This window comes from Actinokineospora sp. NBRC 105648 (assembly GCF_030269645.1).
In the GTDB taxonomy this organism is placed as follows: domain Bacteria; phylum Actinomycetota; class Actinomycetes; order Mycobacteriales; family Pseudonocardiaceae; genus Actinokineospora.
Map to the genome: position 1 here is coordinate 67,508 of NZ_BSTR01000006.1, position 21,936 is coordinate 89,443.

18 protein-coding genes and 1 pseudogene are annotated in these 21,936 nt (G+C 70.9%); 8 read left to right on the forward strand and 11 right to left on the reverse strand.

Annotated elements, in window-relative coordinates; all coding sequences use genetic code 11:
* Positions 1–929: 929 nt before the first annotated feature.
* Complete coding sequence (locus QSK30_RS07985) at positions 930–1,280, reverse strand: helix-turn-helix domain-containing protein (protein WP_285500872.1); 351 nt, start codon at positions 1,278–1,280, stop codon at positions 930–932.
* A 270-nt stretch (positions 1,281–1,550) separates the two neighbouring features.
* Positions 1,551–1,769, reverse strand: a pseudogene (locus QSK30_RS07990) (hypothetical protein); the annotation flags it as partial.
* A gap of 141 nt (positions 1,770–1,910) precedes the next feature.
* Between QSK30_RS07990 and QSK30_RS07995 the strand changes: the two are divergent.
* The gene (locus QSK30_RS07995; protein WP_285500875.1) at positions 1,911–2,534 is read left to right on the forward strand and encodes a TetR/AcrR family transcriptional regulator; all 624 of its coding nucleotides are present in this window, start codon (positions 1,911–1,913) and stop codon (positions 2,532–2,534) included.
* A gap of 651 nt (positions 2,535–3,185) precedes the next feature.
* On the forward strand, positions 3,186–4,748 hold the full coding sequence (locus QSK30_RS08000; protein ID WP_285500877.1) for a M4 family metallopeptidase: 1,563 nt from the start codon (positions 3,186–3,188) through the stop codon (positions 4,746–4,748).
* A gap of 207 nt (positions 4,749–4,955) precedes the next feature.
* Here QSK30_RS08000 and QSK30_RS08005 read toward each other — a convergent pair whose 3' ends face one another.
* From QSK30_RS08005 to QSK30_RS08020, 4 genes are all read right to left on the reverse strand, one after another.
* Positions 4,956–6,044, reverse strand: coding sequence for a cytochrome P450 (locus QSK30_RS08005; RefSeq protein ID WP_285500879.1), 1,089 nt, complete (start codon positions 6,042–6,044; stop codon positions 4,956–4,958).
* A gap of 1,218 nt (positions 6,045–7,262) precedes the next feature.
* Positions 7,263–8,489 (reverse strand): RNA polymerase sigma factor, encoded by a 1,227-nt coding sequence (locus tag QSK30_RS08010; protein ID WP_285500880.1) that lies wholly within the window; start codon positions 8,487–8,489, stop codon positions 7,263–7,265.
* The gene (locus tag QSK30_RS08015; RefSeq protein ID WP_285500882.1) at positions 8,486–8,809 is read right to left on the reverse strand and encodes a YciI family protein; all 324 of its coding nucleotides are present in this window, start codon (positions 8,807–8,809) and stop codon (positions 8,486–8,488) included. Before QSK30_RS08015 ends, QSK30_RS08010 begins: the two co-directional genes overlap by 4 nt.
* A 170-nt stretch (positions 8,810–8,979) precedes the next feature.
* Positions 8,980–10,023 (reverse strand): serine hydrolase domain-containing protein, encoded by a 1,044-nt coding sequence (locus QSK30_RS08020; RefSeq protein ID WP_285500883.1) that lies wholly within the window; start codon positions 10,021–10,023, stop codon positions 8,980–8,982.
* A 299-nt stretch (positions 10,024–10,322) separates the two neighbouring features.
* Here QSK30_RS08020 and QSK30_RS08025 point away from each other — a divergent pair, with 299 nt between their 5' ends.
* Complete coding sequence (locus tag QSK30_RS08025) at positions 10,323–11,612, forward strand: hypothetical protein (RefSeq protein WP_285500884.1); 1,290 nt, start codon at positions 10,323–10,325, stop codon at positions 11,610–11,612.
* A gap of 166 nt (positions 11,613–11,778) precedes the next feature.
* On the opposite strand, the gene QSK30_RS08030 is transcribed toward QSK30_RS08025, so the two are convergent.
* The 3 genes from QSK30_RS08030 to QSK30_RS08040 form a co-directional block, all read right to left on the reverse strand.
* The gene (locus QSK30_RS08030; RefSeq protein ID WP_285500885.1) at positions 11,779–12,510 is read right to left on the reverse strand and encodes a hypothetical protein; all 732 of its coding nucleotides are present in this window, start codon (positions 12,508–12,510) and stop codon (positions 11,779–11,781) included.
* 141 nt (positions 12,511–12,651) lie between these two features.
* A complete protein-coding gene (locus tag QSK30_RS08035) occupies positions 12,652–14,355 on the reverse strand; it encodes a helix-turn-helix domain-containing protein (RefSeq protein ID WP_285500887.1) in 1,704 nt (567 codons plus the stop codon).
* Positions 14,356–14,656: 301 nt separating this feature from the next.
* Positions 14,657–16,153 (reverse strand): substrate-binding domain-containing protein, encoded by a 1,497-nt coding sequence (locus tag QSK30_RS08040; RefSeq protein WP_285500889.1) that lies wholly within the window; start codon positions 16,151–16,153, stop codon positions 14,657–14,659.
* Between the two features lie 193 nt (positions 16,154–16,346).
* Between QSK30_RS08040 and QSK30_RS08045 the strand changes: the two genes are divergently transcribed.
* Positions 16,347–16,787: a VOC family protein gene (locus QSK30_RS08045; RefSeq protein WP_285500891.1), complete on the forward strand. Its 441-nt coding sequence runs from the start codon at positions 16,347–16,349 to the stop codon at positions 16,785–16,787.
* 19 nt (positions 16,788–16,806) lie between these two features.
* Here QSK30_RS08045 and QSK30_RS08050 read toward each other — a convergent pair whose 3' ends face one another.
* Positions 16,807–17,208: a hypothetical protein gene (locus QSK30_RS08050; RefSeq protein WP_285500893.1), complete on the reverse strand. Its 402-nt coding sequence runs from the start codon at positions 17,206–17,208 to the stop codon at positions 16,807–16,809.
* A 95-nt stretch (positions 17,209–17,303) separates the two neighbouring features.
* Between QSK30_RS08050 and QSK30_RS08055 the strand changes: the two genes are divergently transcribed.
* The 4 genes from QSK30_RS08055 (at position 17,304) to QSK30_RS08070 (ending at position 21,169) form a co-directional block, all read left to right on the forward strand.
* Entirely contained in the window at positions 17,304–17,669 is a 366-nt protein-coding gene (locus QSK30_RS08055; RefSeq protein ID WP_285500894.1) for a hypothetical protein, read from the forward strand.
* A 291-nt stretch (positions 17,670–17,960) separates the two neighbouring features.
* Positions 17,961–19,442, forward strand: coding sequence for a cryptochrome/photolyase family protein (locus QSK30_RS08060; protein ID WP_285500896.1), 1,482 nt, complete (start codon positions 17,961–17,963; stop codon positions 19,440–19,442).
* A 259-nt stretch (positions 19,443–19,701) separates the two neighbouring features.
* The gene (locus tag QSK30_RS08065) at positions 19,702–20,220 is read left to right on the forward strand and encodes an RNA polymerase sigma factor (RefSeq protein ID WP_285500898.1); all 519 of its coding nucleotides are present in this window, start codon (positions 19,702–19,704) and stop codon (positions 20,218–20,220) included.
* 133 nt (positions 20,221–20,353) lie between these two features.
* Complete coding sequence (locus tag QSK30_RS08070) at positions 20,354–21,169, forward strand: hypothetical protein (RefSeq protein WP_285500900.1); 816 nt, start codon at positions 20,354–20,356, stop codon at positions 21,167–21,169.
* A gap of 137 nt (positions 21,170–21,306) precedes the next feature.
* Here the strand turns inward: QSK30_RS08070 and QSK30_RS08075 are convergent, their stop codons facing one another.
* Positions 21,307–21,867 carry a sigma-70 family RNA polymerase sigma factor gene (locus QSK30_RS08075; protein ID WP_285500902.1) on the reverse strand — a complete coding sequence of 187 codons (561 nt, stop codon included), beginning with the start codon at positions 21,865–21,867 and terminating at the stop codon, positions 21,307–21,309.
* Between the last annotated feature and the right edge of the window lie 69 nt (positions 21,868–21,936).

Below are 21,936 nucleotides of genomic sequence, written 5' to 3' on the forward strand. Positions count from 1 at the left end.
GGACTGCGGGCTTGGGTCGGGTGGCCGCCGGGTTTGAGTTCGCGCGCTCAGGTGGTTGGCAGTGCGGGAGCTGAGGGTCGATGTTGCTGGACTGCGGGCTTGGGTCGGGTGGCCGCCGGGTTTGAGTTCGCGCGCTCAGGTGGTTGGCAGTGCGGGAGCTGAGGGTCGATGTTGCTGGACTGCGGGCTTGGGTCGGGTGGCCGCCGGGTTTGAGTTTGCGTGCTCAGGTGGTTGGCAGTGCGGGACCTGAGGGTCAATGTTGTCGGACCGCGGGCCTGGGTCGCGTGGCCGCCGGATTTGAGTTTGCGTGCTCAGGTGGTCGGCAGTGCGGGACCCGCGGGACGACGCTGCCGGACTGCGGGCCCGGGTCGGGTGGCCGCCGGATTTGAGTTCGCGCGCTCAGGTGGTCGGCAGTGCGGGACCTGCGGGTCGATGTTGTCGGACCGCGGGACCCGGGTCGGGTAGCCGCCGGACTTGAGCTGGCGGCCTCAGGCGGCCCGCAGGACCGGACCTATGGGACGACGCCGAGCCGCCGGCCCGGGACCCGGGTCGCGCATCGGCCGGATTTGAGTTCGCGGTCTCAGGTGGTCCGCAGCACGGGCCTGCGGGGCCAAGATGCCGGACTGCGGGATCGGGGTCGCGCAACTGCCGGACTTGAGTTCGCGGCCTTAAGTGGTCCGCAGCATGGGACCCGCGGAGCGACGCTGCTGGACTGCGGGGTCCGGGTCGAGTAGCCGTCGGATCTGAGGTGGCGGCCTCAGGTGGTCCGCAGCATGGGACCCGCGGGGCGACGCTGCCGGACTGCGGATCGGTCGTGTAGCCGCCGGACTTGAGGTGGCGGCCTCAGGTGGCCTGTAGCACCGGAGCCGCGGAGCGATGCCGGGCCGCGCGGGCCGGGTCGCGTACCCGCTGGATCTGAGTTCGCTACCTCAGGCGGCCCGCAGCACGGGACCCGCGGGGCGACGATGCCGGGCCACGGGACCCGGGTCGCGCAACCGCCGGAGGTCGCCCGCGACGTCGGTCAGCAGGTCGGCCAGGTCGACCCCGAGCGCCCCGGTCACCGCGCCGATCATCTCGCTCGAGGGCTCCTTGCGGCCGCGCTCGATCTCCGAGAGGTACTGCGGCGAGATACCCGCCCGCTCCGCCACGTCGACCAGCCGACCGCCCTGAGACTCCCTGGTCGCGCGCAGGTTCCGACCGAGCACCTCGCGCCACAACGGCTCCGGCCCCCGGTCCGGTGCGGGCGTGCGGTTCTGCTTGAAGTGGAGGATCTCCGCCATACCGCAAGCCTGACAGCCCTCGGCCGCCGAGGGCAGCCGTTCCGCTCCAGGCGGAACGCACTGGACGCGTGAGCCCCGCGAGTCCGGCGCGTTGCGCGAGTGGGGAGACGGTGACGCTGGGGGTGTCACCGTCAACCCCGCTCCGCCGGACCAGGTTCGTCGGTCACAGCTGGCCGAGGACCTCGAGTGGGAGCCCCTGCGCGAGTCCCACATCTCCGCGAGCCTGCCGTCGTCGACGCGGAAGATCTCGATCAGCATCGGCTGGACGCCGTCGTCCCGCTTCGGGATCCCCTCGACGGCGGAGCGGACGGCGACTCGGTCGTGGTCGACGAGGATGTCCTCGGCGACGACACGGTAGTCGGGAAGTGGGCGACGAGGCCGTGCCAGAGGCGTTTGCCCGCCCCGAATCCGGTGGTGCCGAGCGGATGGCTGAAGAAGTCGGGCGTGAACAGGTCGTCGGCCTGGTCGAACTCGCGGGTGTTGAAGCACTCCTGCATCCGTCGTACCAGGGCTCCGGCGTCGTGTGCGGTCATCGGCGTGCTCCCTCGTGGTCGCCCGGGGGGCAAGAGGGGCGCCGCCCCGGTTACAGCCGGAACAATACGGGGCATCGCCCCGGTTACGCTAGCGACCATGGACAGCCGACCGGCCGAGCGCGCCGAACCTGACTCCTCGACAGCGCCCAAGCTCGACCGGGAACCGAGGGCGGACGCGCGCCGCAATCGTGAGCTGGTCCTGCGGACCGCGCGGCGGCTGTTCGCACAGGACGGCCTCGGTGTCCCGCTCGACGAGATCGCCCGCCGCGCGGGTGTCGGGCCCGGCACCGTCCACCGGCACTTCCCCAGCAAGGAAGCTCTCTACCTGGCCGTGGTGATCGACGAGCTCGAGCAGTTGGTGGTGGCCGCGCGGGCGCTCGCCGCCACCGACGACCCCGGGGCGTTGTTCACCCAGCTCTCGCGGATGGTGGCCGTGGGCGCCGAGAACGCGGCCGTGAAGAGTGCGCTGATGGCCGCCGAGTTCGACCTGCGCACCGCCGCCCCGGACCTCGCGGCGAACCTCACCCGCCAGGTCGCGGACCTGCTCGACCGCGCCCACGCCGCGGGCGTCGTGCGCCCCGACGTCACCGTCGACGAGGTGCTGGCGCTCGTCGCCGGGGCCTTCGCCGCGATCCGCCACGCCAAGGCGGAGACCAGCCGGGAACGGTCGGAGCACCTCGCCCGGATCATCCTCGACGGGCTGCGACCACAACCCGGGTGAGCACCCGCGCCCACGTGCTCCGAATGACCTCGCCGATGCCGTGCCACGCCCCGGGCGGGAAACGGCATCAAGAACAAATCGGTCATGTGCGCCGCTCAAGCGTGAGCTCCGCGGAAAGTCCGAGCGAATCCGAGTGGTGCTCATGAAACTATCGGCGATGAATGCCACGTGAGCAGTTCAGGGTGTGTATTTCCCAGTTTCCCATTCGCTCGAAGTCGGCGGCCACGTGCGCGTTCGTGGGCCGGCACCGTGGCCCGCCACCCGTTGGCGGGCTTCGGTCATCGTGCACCGCGGGCCCTTCTCGGCCATTCGGGGCCATAGCACTGACGGCCCACCCCAACGCGTCCGCATGACAGATTTCGCCAGTTGCGTATTCGCGCCACGTCCTCGCACGCATTCACCAGGTAATATTCCGGAAATCAAGGCCAATCGTCCCGCGCCGCGGATTTGCCTGATGTTGACAAACAGGCGTTCCCACCACGGATTCCGTTGACTGCCGCACGATCACCTCTGAATGCTCAGTTGCGCTCGGTGACGCGGGAACACCTCTGCGTCGCCAGTACCCCCACTGGGGCCGGTCGCCGGAGGGTCGCCCACGACGGGCGGCGGCGAGCGGTACCGGACGCGCAACCCTGCCCACGAGGAGTACTCATGAAGCGCAAAGCGTTGACGGCCGGGGTCGCCCTGGCCGTGCTGGCCGGCGGTGCGGTGCTCGCCGCGCCACCGGTGTTCGCCGGTCAGGACCACCCGAACCAGGCCCAGGACCGCCAGGCACTCGCGGTCTCCGCCGCCGACCGCAGTGCCGCGGCCGGTCTGGAGGCGCTGGCCAAGGGACCGGACGAGGTCTACACGCGGGACCAGGTCACCCCGTACCTCAACGACCTGTACTCGATCAGCTACCAGCGCAGCTGGCGCGGTGTGCCGGTGGTCGGCGGCGACGCCGCGGTGCTGGCCGACGGTCAGGGCCAGGTCCGGGCGACCGTGGCCGGGACCACCGCGCCGGTGGCCGTCCCGAGCGCCACCGCGAAGGTCACCAAGGCCGAGGCCGAGCGGACCGCGCGCGGGCTGCAGGCGAGCACCAGCCAGGCCCAGGCGAGCAGGCTCGTCGTCAAGGTCACCGACGACAAGCCCGCGCTGGCCTGGGAGCAGCTGCTGATCGGCGGCAAGCGCGGTGGCGGCCCCAGCCACCTGACCGTCTGGGTCGACGCCACCACCGGCGCCGTGCTCGACCAGGTCGAGGACGCCGCCGAGGGCACTCTCAACAGCGAGTGGAACGGCCAGGTGTCGATCACCACCAGCGGTTCGGCAGGCAGCTACCGGCTCTCCGACTCCACCCGGCCGGGCCTGCAGTGCGCGGACTACAGCGGCGGCCAGGTGTTCACCAAGTCCTCCGACACCTGGGGCACCGGCAGCGCGTCGAGCAAGGAGACCGGCTGCGGCGACCTGCTCTACGCCGCGCAGCAGGAGTGGAACATGCTCAAGGACTGGCTGGGCCGCAACGGCCACAACGGTTCCGGGCGCAGCTGGCCGGGCAAGGTCGGCCTGAACGAGCTCAACGCCTACTGGGACGGCTCCTCGATCACCATCGGCCACAACTCGGGCAACAAGTGGATCGCCTCGATGGACGTGGTCGGCCACGAGTACGGCCACGGCCTGGACCAGAACACCCCGGGCGGCACCTCCCGCGAGGCCGGTCTGGGTGAGGGCACCGGCGACATCTTCGGCGCGCTGACCGAGGCCTACGCCAACAACCCCAAGGACCGCCCCGACTACACCGTCGGCGAGACGGTGAACCTGCAGGGCCGCGGCCCCATCCGCAACATGTACAACCCGTCGCTGGTCAACAACGACCCGAACTGCTACAGCTCCTCGATCCCCAGCACCGAGGTGCACAAGGCGGCGGGCCCGCTCAACCACTGGTTCTACCTGCTCGCCGAGGGCTCGGCCCCGGGCGGCGGCAAGCCGAACAGCCCGACCTGCAACAACACCGCGGTCACCGGCGTCGGCATCAAGGACGCGGGCAAGGTCTTCTACGGCGGCATGCTGCTCAAGACCAGCGGCATGACCTACAAGAAGTACCGGGTCACCACCCTGACCGCGGCGAAGAACCTCGACCCGACCTGCAACCTCTACAACCGCACCAAGGCCGCGTGGAACGCGATCTCGCTGCCCGCGCAGTCCGGTGAGCCGACGTCCTGCACCCCGCGGGTCTGAAGCCAGGCGCCTGAAGCTGTTGTCGGAGAACACCTCGCGGGTGAGCTGATCTCCGCAGGCTGACCGGGTGGGGTGGGACGGTGTCCCACCCCACCTGTCGCTGAGCGGACTGAGAAGCGGCAGCCAACGCGCGTGAGTGGATCGCCGGCTACCTCGCGGCCGAGGAGCTCGGCGTCGCCTCTCCGGTCTGCGCGGCGCGCCCGCTCGTCAGCGGCGCGGGCCGGTGGTCAGGGTGAGTCCCAGGACGTCGATGCCGACCGGGGTCCGGTGGGTGTCCAGGTCCGTGATCTCCCACCGGCGGTCGAGCAGGGCCGTCAGAGCGGTGCGGACCTGCGCGCGGGCCAGGTGGGCGCCGAGGCAGAAGTGGACGCCGTGGCCGAAGGACAGGTGCGGGTTGACGGCGCGGTCCGGGTCGAAGGTGTGCGGATCGGCGAAGACCCCGGGGTCGCGGTTGGCCGCGGTGATCATCGCGACAACCCGTTGCCCCGGCTGGAGTTCCTGGCCGCCGAGGGTGGTGGGCCGGGTGACGAACCGGTCTGTCCCGCCCGTGGGCGGCAGGTAGCGGAGAACCTCCTCGACGGTGGTCCGCACGTCGGTGGGCCTGGGCCGGGAGGTGAGGCAGAGGACCGCGTTCACCAGCAGGGTCCTGGTGGTCTCGTGGCCGTTGACCAGCAGCAGCGCGCAGAAGTCCATCAGCTCGTCCTCGGTGAGGTCCGCCGCCACCAGGGCCGCGATGACGCCCGTCGGCCGCTCGAACTCCTCGTGGAAGTAGGCGGCCATCTCCGCCAGTGCCCGGTGGAAGGCGTCCTGCCGGGCCTCGTCCTCGGTGAACCCGCCGAAGAACGACGTGATGGCCTCGGTCCACCGGACGAAGTCCGGCCACCGCGACGAACGCACACCGAGCAGACCCGCGACCGTGTGCACCGACAACGGCGCGGCCACCGCACTGACCAGGTCGAACGTCGACCCGCCCGCGGCCAGCAGCCCCTCGACCCGCGCGGTGATCAACGTCGCCAACGACGACACGGCCCGGGGGGTGAACACCTGGCTGACGATCCGACGCAACACGTGGTGCCGAGGCGGATCGGTCGCCGACAGGCCGCGCAACAAGGGGTTCGAGCCGTGCGGGACCGGTTGGGCGCTGTAGCGCAACTCATCGGAGGAGAACACCGCGTGGTCGGTGAGCACCCTGTCCACATCGGCGTACCGGGTGGCCACCCAACCGCCGAACGACTCGACGAACCGCACCGGGCCGACCTCTTGCCGGTGGAAGGCGAAGACCTCCTCAAGGGACATGCAGCACAGAGTGCCAACCGCCGCGCGCGACCGCTTGGAATAAACCGACACACGACGCCCCCACCGCCGCCGGAACTCCGCCAGCCGCGCGCTGCCGCGAACTCGATGGGCAAGCCTCAACTCGGCAACACGACAACCGGCCCGGTTCGCCGCCGCTGCCAGGTGCGTGATGGGCGAACTTGTTCCCCAGCCAGACATCTGGTCCGGTCCCGCTGACACTGCCAAATGCCCGAAGCGAGGCCGCCGCCCAGCAGCCGCTCGGCGGCGCGGTGAAGCGCGACACCCCGACCGAAGCGCTGAGCGATGACGGCCAGCCGCTCGGACAAAGCCATTCCCATAGCCCGGCTCCACCCAGCAGCCCCTTCCCTCAGCCCGCCCTTCCCTCAGCCAGACCCCCACCCAGCCGCCACCCTCCCTTCCCTTAGCTCGACCCCCACCCAGCAGTTACCTCCCTTCCCTCGGCCCGACTCCACGCCGCAGCCACTTTCCCTTCTCCCAACCCGACCCCCACCCAGCCGCCACTTCCCCACCCAAGTGCTCGATGGGCTGGAGTGGCTTTGTTTGGGGAGAAAAGAGGCGCTAGCCTGGCCCAGGCGGTGGGTATCCCTTTCCCACCCGCTTTACCCGCGGCGCCTCTTTTCTTAGGGGCCCCAAACAAAGCCACTCCAGCCCATCGAGCATGCCCCGCCAAGTAAGCGCCGACGCGCCGGCTCATCAGGCATGCCGAGTAGGTGCCGACGCGCCGGCTCATCGGGCATGCCAAGTGGGCGCCGACGCGCCGGCTCATCGGGCATGCCGAGTAGGTGCCGACGCGGCAGCCATGGGGCGTGCCCTGCCTGGTGAGCGCCGGGCCGGTCTCATGCGGGAGCCCATCGGCGCTTGCTCGGGTGGGCATGCTCGATCAGGTGGATCAGCTTTGTCTGGGGCCCCTAAGAAAAGAGGCGCAGTGGGTAGAGCGGGTGGGAAAGGGATACCCACCGCCTGGGCCAGGCTAGCGCCTCTTTTCTCCCCAGACAAAGCTGATCCACCTGATCGAGCGCTTGGCTGTTCTCGCTGCGGCTGGGTGGGGCGTGGGCTGTCTTCCCTCTCGGGGCTTACCGCTAATCGCTTGCACTGGGCTGATCACGTTGGGCTGATCACGTTGGACTGGCCGCACTGGGTCAATCGCACTGGGGCCGATTCCATGCTCGACCACCGCCAGCCCAAATATCCGCAGCGCTATCCCAGTTGGTCGCGGCGGCGGGTCAGGTAGGCGATCTCGCCGGTGTTGCCCGCCAGTTCTATGGCCCGGTCGTACGCGGCGCGGGACTCCTGGCTGCGGCCCACTCTGCGCAACAGGGCGGCGCGGGTGGCGTGGTAGGCGTGGTAGTCGGTCAGCTTGTCCGCGAGGTGGTCGACTGCCGCCAGTGCCACCTCCGGGCCGTCGAGTTCGGCGACCGCGATGGCTCGGTTGAGGGCGACGATCGGTGAGGCGTCGAGGCGGACCAGCTGGTCGTAGAGGGCGAGGACCTGCGACCAGTCGGTGTCGCGGGCGTCGCGGGCGGAGGTGTGCACGGCGTTGATGGCGGCGAGGACCTGGTAGCGGCCCGGGGCCACCCCGGTGGCCAGGCGCTCGCGGACCAGCTGGTGGCCCTCGGCGATCATTACCTCGTCCCAGGAGCCGCGGTCCTGTTCGTCGAGGGCGATCAGTTCGCCGCGCGTCGAGACCCTGGCAGTGCGGCGGGCCTCGGTGAGCAGCATCAGTGCCAGCAAGCCGGCCACTTCGCCGTCGTCGGGCAGGAGGGCGCGGATGAGTCGGGTGAGCCGGATCGCCTCGGCGGTCAGGCCGGGGCGCACTGGGTCGGTGTCGGGGCCGGTGGCCAGGTAGCCCTCGTTGAACACCAGGAAGAGCACGGCGAGCACACCGGAGACGCGTGCGGGGAGGTCCTCGGCGGCGGGCACCCGGTAGGGGATGCGGGTCGCCTTGATCTTGGCCTTGGCGCGGGTGATCCGCTGCCCCATGGCGCTCTCCTGCACCAGGAAGGCGCGGGCGATCTCGGGGACGGTCAGACCGCCGACCATCCGCAGGGTCAGCGCCACCCGCGCCTCCGTCCCCAGCGCGGGGTGGCAGCAGGTGAAGATCAGTCGGAGTCGGTCGTCGTCGATGGCGCCCAGCGGCTCGGGCGGGCTGTCGTCGTGCGCCATCAGAGCCTCCTTGTGCTTGTCGTCGCGTTTGTCCTCGCGTCGGATCCGGTCGATGGCCTTGCGGGTGGCGGTGGTGGTCAGCCAGGCACCGGGGTTGGGTGGCACGCCGTCGGCGGGCCAGCGCTCGACGGCGGTCGCGAACGCCTCGGCCGCCGCCTCCTCGGCGCGGTCGAGGTCGCCGAACCGCCTGGTCAGGGCGGCGACCACCCGGGCCCACTCGTCGTGGTGGGCCCGGGTGACCGCCTCGTGGACGTCGTTCACTGGAACGGCCGGACCTCGATCTTGCGGTCGCAGGCCTTCGACGCCTCGGCGGCGAGCTTGAGCGCCACGTCCAGGTCGGGGGCCTCCCACACCCAGACGCCCGCGAGGTACTCCTTCGACTCGACGAACGGCCCGTCGCTGAACACCGGCTGCTCGCCCCGGTTGTCGACGACCGTCGCCGCGTCGGTGTCGGCGAGGCCACCCGCGAAGACCCAGTAGCCCTCGGCGATCAGCCGGTCGTTGAACGCGCTGATGGCGGGCTGCCGATCCGTGCTGCCGGGAGTGCCCTTGTCGTCGATCACGGAAACCAGGTACTGCATCTGAGGATCATCTCCTGTGGTCCGGGACGTCCCGTGCGGGCCGCCGCTCACCCAGGCAACGAACACCGCTGCCCGGATCCGACACCGTCCCCCGGAATTCTTTCCAGATGTCCCACCCAGTCCACCGGCCCAACCAGGTTTCACCTGGTCAGCGGGCACGGGCGCGCAGGTCAGCGCCGCCCCAGCATCTGGCAGACCATGGTGTTGACGGTCTGGTCGAACAGCGACCCGGGCTCCTGGTCCAGGTCGGTGGCCACCATCAGCACGGCGCTGCGCCTGCCGGAGCGGTCCTGGTAGGCGATGGTGTGGTAGCCGGGGAAGTCGCCCGCGTGGCCCCAGACCCGGCCGCACGGGGTGTCGATGTAGTAGATGCCCAGGCCGTACCCGCCGTTGCGCTCGGCGACCCGCACGGTGGTCAGCATCTGGTCGAGCCCGCGCCGGTCCAGCAGCTCGCCGGCGAGCAGGGCCCGGAAGAAGCGGGCCACGTCGGGCGGTGTGGAGATCACCGCGCCCGCGGCGCCCGCCATCGTCGGGGTCCACGCCGTGGTGTCGGTGTAGCCGCCGTCGGCGGCCGGGAGGTAGCCGTGGACGTGGTTCGGGCGCACCCGCGCGTCGGTCGCCAGGTAGGTGTCCCGCAGCCGCAGCGGACCGGTGATCCGCTCGGCCACCAACCGGGCCAGCGGGCGCCCGGTCACCGCCTCGGCGATCAACCCGGCCAGGACGTAGTTCGTGTTGCTGTAGGCCCACTTGGCGCCCGGCGCGAACAGCGGTGGGTGCGCCACCGACACCGCGACCAGCTCCCGGGGAGCCCAGCTCCGCGCGGGGTCGGCCAGCGCGGTCGCCAGCCAGGCCTGGTCCTCGGTGTAGTCGAACAGCCCGCTGGTCTGGTTGAGCAGCTGCCGCAGCGTGATCCGGTCGCCGCCGGGCACCGCGCCGGGCAGCCACCGCTCGACGGTGTCGGTCAACCGGATCCGACCCTCGCCGACCAGTTGCAGCACCACCGTCGCCACGAACGTCTTGGTGACGCTGGCGATCCGGAAGTCGTCCGCCGCGCCGATCGGCCTGCGCGACGCCAGGTCGGCCACCCCGCTGGTGACGGTGCGCACCCGCTGCCCGTCGTCGACCCGGACCACCGCGCCGGTGACCCCCGACCGCACCAACGCCTCCAGCGAGTCCCGCAAACCGCCGTCGGCGCCCCGCTCCGCCGTGGCCACCCCTGAAGGCGCCGCGACAAACACGGTCGCAACCGCGACCGCGATCCATTTTCGCACCGTAGTTCCCCTCTCATCCGGATTTCGTGGCCCAAGCACACCGGAGCGGCCGGTGCCCCCGCTTCGGGAATCCGCCGGAGATCCTCCGTAGTCCCGTGGGGTATGCGGAATTCACCACGACAATTGTTCGAATCAGGTCCGCGGTGCTTGCATCGATTCGACGACGAAACCCGTTCGCGGGCGACTACAGTTACCCGCGTCCGTGCTGGTGAACTGGGGGAAGCATGCACAGGAGCGCGCTCGTGGCCGCGTTGATCGCGTTCGTGCCGCTGGTGAGCGGGTGCGAGGATCCCGTGCCGAGGGTGGCGACCACCGCTGGGCCGTCCGGTGTGGAGGCCGCGGTGCTCGCCCAGCGGTTCGCGCCGCAGGTCTGGCTCGCCGAGGGGGACGACAACTTCCCCATGGCCGCCACCGACTTCGTGACCCGCTCGGCGCTGCGCTTCGACCACGGCGACCTGTGCGACGACCCCGAGCCGGTCGCGGAGGGCGTGGAGCCGAAGCGCCTGGGGGAGGACGGCGGGTACCGGCACCGCGCCTACCCCGTTCCGGTCGGGACCCAGACGCCGAGCTGCGACCACGAGGCGGGGATCGAGTACGACACCACCGACGACGTGCCTGCCGTGCGCTCGTCGCAGGGCTTCTACCTCGACCTCGACGACGACGCGCGGTCCGGCGACAGCACGCTCGGCGCGCCCGCGTACTGGGAGCGGCACGAGGACGGGTCCGGGCTCGTCGCGTTCGTGTACTGGTTCTTTTATGGCTACAACGACTACAACAACAAGCACGAGGGCGACTGGGAGCGCGTCGCGGTCCAGGTCCGCGGGGAACAGCCGGTCGCGGTGACGTTCTGGAAGCACGAGGAACCGACCTGCACGGTCGACTGGGCCGACCTCGATGTCGACGACGGACACCCGACGGTGCTCGCGGCCAAGGGCGCGCACGGGTCGTACCCGACCGCGGGCATGTTCAACCACCCGGGCGGCGTCGACATCACCACGAAGGGCCGGTTGTGGCGCGCCTGGTCGCAGGTGCGCGCCGCCGACGCCGAGCCGTGGTGGGGCTACCGCGGCATGTGGGGCGAGGCCGGGATGAAGAACTTCCGCGGCCCGCGCGGGCCGTACCCGGGTAGGGAGCAGGAGGGCGTCTTCACCACGCGCGAGTGCGCCCGAACCACGCTGCCGGAGGGGTTCGCGGGCGACTGGGAGACTCGCGAGCCAGTGCGGCAGGTGCCCGTGGGACCAGCCGGGGACTACTACATGCGGCTGACCATCCGCGAGAACGGCCAGCACGAGGTCGCCTACAGCTCCGACTTCGACAACCCGGCCCCGGCGTTCGCTTGCAGCGGAACCCTTTCCCTGATTCGCATGACCACCACGACGCTGACTATGCGGGAACTGATCACCAGGACGGACGCGGGCAACTGCGTCACCGAGGGCGATGTCGTCCTCACCCGAACCCGCGACGACCTGCAGTGGCAGTACACCGGCGGCAGCATCAGGGGCGACGCCTACCTGGTCCGCCGCCCGGGCTGACCGCTCGCACGGCACGCCGGGGCGCGGGGCGCACGACCGATCTGAAGTCCTTTGTGGACGAAATGCCCGTTTGTGTTGCCGTGCGGGCTTACCCGACGGCAGGCGGCGCCACCTGATCGGTGGCGCCGCCTGGCAACGCGAGCTCAGCGCGCGGGTGCGCACCGCGTCACGGGGTGCCGCACGTCCTGACCCACTTCGACGAGGCGATCTCGTCGTTGATGGCGTAGGTGTAGCCGTCGCGGCCCGCGCCCCAGCTGAAGTAGTTCCAGCGCAGGTCGCGCCACACGCTGGCGGGCCCGAGGCAGGCCCACGCCCCGGTGTGGTCAGTGTGGTAGTAGAGGTTGATCGCGTTGTTGTAGGTCGTGCTGCCGTTGTTCTGCACGGCGCTGGCGCGGTTGCGGAAGTTGCCGCAGTTGTCGCCCCAGTTGTAGTCGTCCTCCGGCCAGCTGCAGCTCAGCCCGCCGTTGTTCTCGTCGTTCCAGATGTTCTCCCAGGCGTACACCCGGCCGTCGCGGCACTTGAGCTCCAGCACCCGGACGTAGGCGCCCGAGGAGAAGCGGTCCCAGCCCATCGGGAAGTACCGCTCGTTGCCGCCGACGCTCACCCGCGCCACGCAGCCGGCCGGGATCTCGACCTGGTCGATGTCCAGGCACGACAACGGGGACGAGCACCCGCCGAGCTTCTGCCCGGGGGCCAGCGCGCGCACCTGCCACGGTCCGCTGTCGTCGTCCTTGTACCGCGCGTAGAGGGTGCGGTTGGTCTCGTTCTTGACCTCGCCGCAGATGACACCGGCCCGGCAGGGGTCGGCCTGGGCCGCGGTCGTGGTCACCGCGGAGGTGAGCCCGGTCAGCATGAGGGTGGCTGCCAGGAAGGTGAGCAGTCTGGATCTGAAGCGCACGGGGGTCCTCTCCTCGAACTGCCTGTGGTGGCCAGACTCTAAGAGCGGTCCGGTGGCCGGGTGTGCGGTGTGGACCAAGACGGGACAACGGGACGCGGGCTCGGCTCTGACCTGCGGGGACGGCGGCCGGCGGGATGCCGGTCAGCCGCGTTCGACCAGCACCGGCTCCTCGGTGACCACCAGCGGCTCGCCGGGGCGCAGCACATCGGTGGTGGCGTCGAGGTGCCGCACGGCGCGGCTGCCCGGTGGAGCGGTCGTGGTGGCGGTTCCCGCGTGGGTCCACAGGATGCTCGCCGGGTAGTCCCGCTCACCTTCGGTGATCACGAAGTCGCACTGCCACACCGCGTCGGGCAGCCCGCTGCCGCGACCGCGCCCGCAGCCCCGCACGCGCGCGTCGGCCAGCCACACCTGGAGCTGCTCGACGGCCAGCGCCGCCGAGGTCGGCGCCCCGCCCACGGCCTGCAGCACCAGGGGGACGCGGGTGCCACCCCAGTTGTAGAAGTACATGCGCTCCAGGTTGGTGTCGTGGGCGAACAGTCCGGTGAGGAAGAACCGGACCGCGTAGTCGCGGCTCATCCGCTCGTCGAGCTTGCCCTCCAGCGGGATCGTGTAGGTGGTCCCGGTGTTCCAGATCGGCGGGTGCAGCCCGACGGCGTGCAGCTCGCGGTCGACGGTCGCGGTCAGCTCCAGCATGGACTCCGGTGGGTCGGTTGCTCGGCGCTGGAACAGTTTGACGCTCGCGGCGTCGCAGTGGCCGTACCCGCCCAGCTCGGCGAACCGGCGCAGCACGGCCATGCCCTCGTCGGTCCACAGCTGCCCCATGCCCGGGCAGGCCAGGGTGGCGGCGGGGTCGGCGGCCCGCAGGATCGCCGCCGCCCGCCGGGTCATCTCCACCAGGGTCTCGACACTGCCGGTGTAGAACCGCTTGTCGTTGCCCAGCACCCACAGCTCGTAGGACTCGATCCGGCCCCGGTACCGCTCGACGACCGAGGTGACGAAGGCGTCCCAGTCGGCGAGGTCGTCCGGCGGCGCGGACGACGACTTGTCGCTGTAGGGCGTGGGCGGCCCGGTCGGCGCGGCCCAGTGCGGTGTGCCGCCGAAGACGAACAACACCGGCAGCCCGGCCTGGCGCGCCCCGTCGACCAGCCGGTCGAGCGTGGCCCAGTCGGGGCGGCCGCGCTGCCGCTCGACCTCCGACCACCGCGTGCCGCTGTCCCACAGCCGCACCGCGCCGACCCGGAACGACGGCATCGCGCCGACCGCGCTGTTGATCGTCACCCCGAACAGCTCCCTGGGCACCGGGGTCGGCGGCCGCATCCACTGCGGACCGGACACCCACTGCGGGATCGGTGCCGGTGGCACCGGGGTCGACCCACCGATCAGCACCAGCAGGGCCGCGCCGACGACCGCCGCGGGCCACCACCGCCGCCGTCGCCGCTTGCGAGCGGCGATCTCGGGCACCAGCACCGCCGCGTCCGGTTCGACGGGTTTGCTGGGTTTGCTAGGTTCGGTGGGTTTGCTGGGTTTGCTGGGTTTGCTGGGTTTGCTGGGTTCGGTGGGTTTGCTGGGTTCGGCCGGTTCGAGGGAGGGGCTCGGCGCGGCGGAGACGGCGCGGGCCCAGAGCCGGTGCAGCTCCAGCAGCTCCGCGGGCGCGGCACCGCAGGCCAACCCGATCTGCTCGACGACACCGAACTGCTCCGGGACCGCGGCCCCGGTGCAGTACCGGTGGACCGTCGACTTCCCCAGGTTGACGCGCCTGCCGATGCTGTCGTAGCTGCGCCCGCTGCGCGCCTTCAACTCGGCGAGCCGTTCCGCCAACTCCCGTGCCCCGGCAGACCCCGCCACCGTCTCCTGCCCACCCCGGGTCTGGTCCCCGACTCAGCCACCACCACGACCATCGCGGCACGTCGGTGACACGGTACCGACCGCCCGCGGGCGCTCCCAGCGGTTCCAGCGGCGTTCAGAACCTGTGCAGGACCACGCAACCCGCCGACGCTTCCGTACCAAGCGACGCGGCTCAGTATCGGCCCAATGCCCTAGTGGCGCGGGCTAACCGCGGCCCGCGGGTCGGCTCTGGACCCGCACTGGCGCTGCAGGTGGGCTCGCCGTCCGGACGGCGTCCACAGTGGATGGACACCGGCCGGTCTCACGCGGTGCCGAAGTGCATGTCCGTGATGATCTTCTTGCCGGTCTCGCCGTCCACGAACCGCAGGAACGCGGCGGTCAGGCTGTCCGCGGCGGGCTGCCCGTAGGTGTAGAGGATCTCCGCCGCCTGGAAGGGGTAGTGCGAGCGGTCGCCGCCGGGGGCCGGGCTGATGCCGTCAATCGACACCGTGTGCAAGCCCTTCTCCTCGGCGGCCTTGGTGACCTCCACGTACCCGAGCGCGCCGTCGATCCCGGCCACCCGGTTCAGCACGTCGTCGGCGCTGGACATCTCGCACAGCAGCACGGTGCCGTCGGCGCCCGGGTCCCGGTCCTGGCAGTTGTGCGAGGTCGGGTTCGGCTCGCTGCCGTCGAGCACCCGGTGGTCGAACGCCGCCCGGGTGCCGGAGTGGTAGTCGCGGCTGACGAGGTGGACCTGCTGCCCGGACGGCCACGCCGTCCGGTTGCCGTTGTAGAGGTCCTTGATCTCCTGCCTGGCCAGGTTGGTCACCTGGACCTGGTTGTTGAGCACCACCGCGAACGTCACGTTCCCGACCTGGCGGCCGGAGAGCCAGGGGTAGGAGTCGATGGCCTCCCCGTCGCTCATCGCGATGGTGAGCTCGCCGGTGCCGCCGGTGCTGTTCAGCTTGATCACCCCGCTGTCGCTGGAGGTGGCCTTGACGTTGATGTGCGCGGCCGAGCACTGCCGCGTGTACTCCTCGGCGAGCGCCGCGGCCACCGGGGCGAACGCGCTGGACCCCTCGACGCCGATCGTGCCCGCGACGCAGTGCGAGTCCGAGCCGCTGGTCAGGCCGGAGACGATCAGGGCGGCGGACGCGGTGAGCACGACGGCCATCCCGGCCCGGAGCCACATGGTCCGCTTGCTCGGACCGTCGCCGCGGGTGGTGTCGTGCACGACCTCGCCGCCGTGCAGGATCCCGTCGCAGTCGACTGCGGCGCCGTCGCCCGCGGGGTCGCCGGAGAGCAGGACGAGCAGCTTGACCCGGTCGCCGCTGTTGAACGGCAGCTTGGGCAGGTCGAGCTTGTCCTGGCCGACCGGCGGCCAGGACTTGGCCTCCTCCAGCGCCTTGAGCATCCGCAGCACCGGTGGCTTGGCCTCGACCACGTCCACGTCGATCACCCGGCGGCCGCCGAACTCCAGGTGCAGCGGGGTCTCGAAGTCGGCCACGCCGATCGCCGCGCTGCCGGTGTTCATGATCCGGATCAGCGCCAGGCTCGCGTCCGGCACCGGCGCGCCACCCCGGCGGCTGTCCCGCAGCTCGACGTCGATCATGTTCTCGCCGAGGGTCGGGGTGCGGCCGATCGGCGTGTCCAGGTGCACCCGCCAGCTGATCCGCTTGCGCCGGGCCCACCAGGCGGCCAGCGAGATCACGATGGTCAGCACGGCCGAGACGGCCCCGATGACCACCTGGGGATCGGTCAGGGAGGTGGTGTCGGCCAGCTGGTGGACAGTTCGCAACACGGGAACCGACTGGTTCATGCACGCACCGTAGCCGCCCTGGCGGGCCGCCCGAGCGCCGGTTCACCACCGATTCGTTGGGCGTTGGACAAACGGTGTCCTTGTCCGCCATGGACTCCGGCCTGTTCTTGTCTACTGTGGACAATGGCCGTGGGGCGCCGGGGCGCGGGGTTGAGTACGGTGTCGGGTGCGGGGCGACAGCGAGGAGACCGGTATGGCGATCCAGCGGATGGACAACGTCCTCATCGTGGTGGACGACCTCGACGCCACGATTTCGTTCTTCGTCGAACTCGGCATGGAGCTGCAGGGCCGGGGCCCGGTCGAGGGGCGCTGGGTGGAGCGGGTCATCGGGATCGACGACGTCCGGCAGGAGGTCGCGATGCTGCGCACGCCCGACGGCCACGGCCGGATCGAGCTGGCGATGTTCCACACGCCGGAGGCGATCCGCGCCGAGCCCGCGGACGCGCCCGCGAACACGTTGGGCATCCGTCGAGTGATGTTCGCCGTCGACGACATCGAGGACGTCCTCACCCGGTTGCGTGCACACGGCGCCGAACTCGTCGGCGAGGTGGCACGGTACGAGGACATCTACCTGCTCTGCTACGTCCGAGGCCCCGGCGGGATCGTCGTCGGGCTGGCCGAACAGCTCAACTGAGGGACTTGCGCCGCGGTGCTTACGCCGCCAGTGCCCGAGCGAGGGCGTCCGGATCGGCGACGGTCAGGGTCACGCCGGGGTGGCGCAGCAGGCCGGTCGGCTCCAGACCGGGCACCGGCTCGCGGAACCGGACGCAGAGCCCCGCGTTCACGTTGGTGCTGAAGGTCAACCCCCGGTCCGCGAGCGACAGCCGGGTGCCGATGCCCCGCCACACCGAGAACGGCCCGGTGACCTCGGTGCCCGCGATGTTCCCCAGCGGCGTCGCCAGCGCCCACGGGCCGAACCGCACCTGGAGCCCGCCGTCGGCCACCCGGACCCACGCGGTCGACGGTGTCACCCCGACCAGGCCCAGTGGCACGCGGAAACGGCCGTCGAACGCGAACCGGAAGACCTCGTCGGTGGTGCGCCAGGTAGCCAGCATGGTCCCAAGCTCCCAGGTCCGGCGGCCACGCGCCCGACGAGACGGGAACGGCCCGCCCTCGGGCGGGGTGAGCCGGTTGGTGCGATCCTGGTGGCATGACCGATCGGCGGGAGCCGGAGCCGACCCGTCGTGCCGTCGAGCCCGAGCCGGTCAGGACCCGGCACACTGAGCCGGAACGCACGCCGGACGGCCACCACGTCGTGATCAACGGCAGGCGTTGGCGAGCCACCGACCCCGAGATCCCAGACGAGATCGCGACCCGGCTGCGCGGCGCGTTGATGCGGGCCCGGCGGGACGTCGGTGCCGCTCTCCGCAACCAGGACCCGGTCGCCGAACGCGACGCCCGGAGCCGTGTGCACGCCGCCAAGGTCGCCTTGGGCGAGCGTGGCACTCCGTGGTGGGAACAGGACATCGCCGAGCGGCGTCAGCGGTGGGAAGACGGGTTGAACGCACTGGCCTGAAGCCCGATTCGTGTGTCCAACGTGGAGTCGTGCTGAGGTGGCCCCCGGCTTCCCGAGCCCGGCTCGCGATTGCGTCGGGGAGCCGAAAACCTCGCTGTACCAGTGGTTCTGCGGTTGAACTCTCAGCGTGGCGCCGCGGTCGTGCTGCGCATTCGAGGTTCCGTGGATACGGTGGCCCCATGTCCGTGAGGTTCCGCGCCGCTGTCGTCGCAAGTGGAATCGTGGTGTTGGCGCGGATCCGCGTCGGTTGCGACTCCTCGCCCGATCGAGATCGCGTGATGTGGTGTTCGCGTGGTTGAGGACGCGCCGCTGTGGCTGTTCGCCGATCAACTCGGCTCCCATGTGCACGGTGGTGAACACGCGCACCGGCGGGTGGTGCTGATCGAGTCGGCGGCGGCGCTGCGCAGGAAGCGCTATCACCGGCAGAAGCTGCACATTGTGCTCTCGGCGCTGCGGCACTGCGCCGCCGATCTCGGTGACCGCGCGACGCTGCTGAGGGCTGAGACGTACCGGCAGGGGTTGCGCACGGTGGGTAGGCCTGTGCTGGTGCACGAGCCGACATCCTTCGCCGCCGAACGGTTCGTGCGACAGCTGCGCGATGAGGGGCTCGTGGCCGACATCCTGCCCACGCCGACGTTCGCGTTGCCGCGCGCGGAGTTCCGCGACTGGGCGGGTGAGCGCACCCGGTTCCAGATGGAGGCCTTCTACCGCGACCAGCGACGCCGCTTCGGCGTGCTGATGGACGGCCCGGAACCGGTGGGTGGTCAGTGGAACCTCGACGCGGAGAACCGCGAGCCGCCACCGAAACGCGCCCGCACGCTCGGCGTTCCCGGGCCGTACCAGCCGCGCGAGGACGAGATCGACGAGCGGGTGCGGGCCGACCTCGACGCGATGGGCGTCGACACCGTCGGCGTGGACGGGCCGCGGCGCTTCGCCGTCACGCCTGCCGAGGCCGAGCGCGCGCTGCGCCGCTTCGTCGAGCACCGGTTGCCGACGTTCGGCCGCTGGGAGGACGCGATGCTCGCCGAGGACTGGTCGATGTCGCACTCGCTGCTGTCGGTCCCGCTGAACCTGGGGGTCCTGCACCCGCTGCGCGCGGTCGAGGCCGCCGAGCGCGCCTACCGCGACGGACACGTACCCCTGCCGGCGGCTGAGGGCTTCATCCGCCAGATCCTCGGCTGGCGCGAGTACATGTGGCACCTGTACTGGCACTTCGGCCCCGACTACACCGACGCCAACGCGCTGCGCGCCCACACGCCACTGCCCCGGTGGTGGCGCGAGCTCGACGCGGACGCCGTCTCCGCCGCCTGCCTGCGCGACGCGTTGGCGGGCGTCCGAGACCGGGGCTGGGTGCACCACATCCCGCGACTCATGCTGTTGGGCAATCACGCGTTGCAACGCGGCTACGCCCCAGCCGACCTGACAGAGTGGTTCGCCGCCGCCTTCGTGGACGGCTTCGCCTGGGTCATGCCACCCAACGTGATCGGCATGAGCCAACACGCCGACCACGGCCGACTGGCCACCAAGCCCTACGCCGCGGGCGGCGCCTACATCAACCGGATGAGCGACTACTGCCCCCGCTGCCCCTTCCACCCCAAGACCCGAGTCGGCGCCGACGCCTGCCCGTTCACCGCTGGCTACTGGGCTTGGGTCGACCGCCACCACGACCTGCTCGACCGCAACCCCCGCACCAGCCGAGCGGTCGCGTCGATGCACCGGCTCACCGACCTCGACGCCCTCCTCGAACAAGAGCGCCACCGCGACCAGTTCTGACGACCGGACAGGCCCACCGCACGCCATTCCTGGCCGCGCGGACCCCTGAAGGCCGTCCGCGTCCGAACTATCGCCCCGCTCCCGGCCCGGGTTCCCGCCGTGCGGCGTGGTCGGCAACCCCGCCAACAAGGGCATGGACCGGGTTGGAGCGGAAGTATTCGGGCGTGTCGGTAAGGATCGCCGCTCCGGCGACCACTACTAGGTGTGGGGTCGTGGTCGACGCGGAGAGGGCGACGTGCAGGGGTCTGAGTTCTCGCGGATGTACGAGCAGCACTACGAGCGCGTGCTCGCCTTCGCCTTGCGGCGGGTTTCCCCCGACCACGCCCCGGAGGTCGTCGACGAGACGTTCCTCATCGCGTGGCGTCGTCGTCTCGATCTCCCGGACCCGCCGGTGGCGTGGTTGTTGGTCACCGCCCGCAACATCATCTACGACCACGGCCGCCGGACCCAGCGGCAGGACGCGGTATCCGCGGAACTCGCTCGCTGTCGGGAACTGCACACCTCGGGCAGCGTGGAAGCAGAGGTCGTCGGGCGCCTCACGATGATGGCGGCGTTGCTGAGGCTGCCGGAACACGAACGCGAAGCACTGATCCTGACCGTTTGGGACGGGTTGCCGTATCGGCAGGCGGCGGCTGTGGCGGGCTGTTCGATCACGGCCTTCACCGTGCGGGTGCACCGCGCTCGCAGGCATCTCGCCACGGCTCTGGAAGATCTGGACGCAGCCATGGCGGACCAGACACTGGACAAGGTCGAATCCCCGGAGGTGGGTCGTGGGTAGGTCAAGCCGGGCTGTCGCTCGGATGGCGGCACAACGGATTCCCGACGAGGCCGTGTTGAGCCTCGTGCGGCGTGACCAGGTGCCGCGGTGGACGGCGATCGAGGGCCCTGAGGAGCCGGCGCGACCCGAACCCATGTCCCGATGGACCCGTCGCCGGGTGCTGGCCGTGATCGGGGCCGGGATCGCGGCCGCTGTGGTGGTCTCGGTCGCCCTGCCCGCCCTCGCGCCCGACCAAGTCCTCCCCACCGCGGCCGCGCTGACCTACCGGCCCGTCGAGGGCACCTCGTCCGGCGTACTGGCGGACCTGGCGACCAAGGCGGCCGCGCAGCCCGCGCCACCAGGATCCGGCCCCTACCACTACCTGCGCACCCGTTCCTGGAGCCTGGGCCTGACCGGCACCTCCGACGCCGACATCTCCGGCGCGAGAATCGCCGTCTACGACCGCGAACTGTGGCTCCAGGCCAACGGCACCGGCCGACTCCAGACGACCCAGGACGGCGGCCCCGTGCACCGCGAGGAGATCACCGGGGGCCTCGAACTCGGTCGCCACACACCCGAAACCCTCCGCACCGCCCAGGAGACGAATCCCCCTGCGGCGCAGTGGTTCGACCTGATCGCCGAGGTGTGGTCCTCCCAGGTCGTCACCCCGCAGACGCAGAACGCCCTACTCACCACCCTGGCCACCAGGCCGGACGTCACCATCGAAGGCGAGACCACCGACCGAATGGGACGGAAGGGAATCGCCTTCAGCACACCCAACGACAACGCGCGCTCGGCAACCCCCAACGAGCGCTTGGTCCTCGTCTTCGACCCCACGACGGGCGCGCTCCTCGACCAGGAAACAGTCGCGACCGAAAGCGGCGGCCTACCCATCAACACGCCCACCAGCACCGGTTACACCGTATGGCTGGTCTCCGGGTTCACGCCGAACACAGACACCACACCATAGAGCGGCCGTCGAACATGAGCCGGACGGAATGCCTGGCGCCTGCACCAAGTCCGCGGCCACCTCAACCCGATAGCTGGGCAGCGCCTTGAGTTCGATCCAACAAGGGCACCCCGACCAGAACCACCCAGTGACCGGGATCAGCTGACCTCGGTCGCCTCGTGACCGCCGATGGCCTTGATCAGGTCGTCGCGGGCGCGGGCCACGCGGGAGCGGATCGTGCCGACCGGGCAGCCGACGACCGCCGCGGCCTCGGCGTAGGGGAGGCCCAGGACCTGGGTGAGGACCATGGCCTCGCGCCGGTCGGGGTCGAGGGCGTCGAACAGCAGGTGCAGCTCCACCGCGCCGGTGAACGCCGGTGTGGCGCGGCGGCGGTCGGCTTCCCGTTCCCACTCCGCCCCGCTGGTGATCCGGGGGCGGACCCGGGCGGTGCGGACCTGGTCGACCACGACCCGGCGGGCGATCACCAGCAGCCAGGTCCGGGCCGAGGAGCGCCCGGCGAACCCGGGCAGGCTGCCCAGCGCGCGGGCGTAGGTCTCCTGGGCCAGGTCGTCGGCGACGCCCGGGTCGGCCAGGTGCGCGACGAACCGCCAGACGTCGCGCTGGGTCGCGCGGACGAAGCGCTCGAGCGCGTCGCGGTCGCCGGTACGGGCGCGCAGTGCCCAGCGGGTCGCGTCGTCGTCGTGGTCGGGGGCGGTCACGAGCGGGATCGTAACCACCCGAGCGCGGAAACCGACCCGCCGCGCGGAGTGACTACCCCGGTGTGGGAG

Bases quoted from the DNA above. Each gene is read 5' to 3' on its own strand.
- QSK30_RS08065 (WP_285500898.1), top strand. From the start codon at position 19,702: ATGTACGAGCAGCACTACGAGCGCGTGCTCGCCTTCGCCTTGCGGCGG.
- QSK30_RS08015 (WP_285500882.1), bottom strand. From the start codon at position 8,809: ATGCAGTACCTGGTTTCCGTGATCGACGACAAGGGCACTCCCGGCAGC.
- QSK30_RS08050 (WP_285500893.1), bottom strand. From the start codon at position 17,208: ATGCTGGCTACCTGGCGCACCACCGACGAGGTCTTCCGGTTCGCGTTC.
- QSK30_RS08005 (WP_285500879.1), bottom strand. From the start codon at position 6,044: ATGTCCCTTGAGGAGGTCTTCGCCTTCCACCGGCAAGAGGTCGGCCCG.
- QSK30_RS08070 (WP_285500900.1), top strand. From the start codon at position 20,354: ATGTCCCGATGGACCCGTCGCCGGGTGCTGGCCGTGATCGGGGCCGGG.
- QSK30_RS08055 (WP_285500894.1), top strand. From the start codon at position 17,304: ATGACCGATCGGCGGGAGCCGGAGCCGACCCGTCGTGCCGTCGAGCCC.
- QSK30_RS07995 (WP_285500875.1), top strand. From the start codon at position 1,911: ATGGACAGCCGACCGGCCGAGCGCGCCGAACCTGACTCCTCGACAGCG.
- QSK30_RS08040 (WP_285500889.1), bottom strand. From the start codon at position 16,153: ATGAACCAGTCGGTTCCCGTGTTGCGAACTGTCCACCAGCTGGCCGAC.
- QSK30_RS08000 (WP_285500877.1), top strand. From the start codon at position 3,186: ATGAAGCGCAAAGCGTTGACGGCCGGGGTCGCCCTGGCCGTGCTGGCC.
- QSK30_RS07985 (WP_285500872.1), bottom strand. From the start codon at position 1,280: ATGGCGGAGATCCTCCACTTCAAGCAGAACCGCACGCCCGCACCGGAC.
- QSK30_RS08045 (WP_285500891.1), top strand. From the start codon at position 16,347: ATGGCGATCCAGCGGATGGACAACGTCCTCATCGTGGTGGACGACCTC.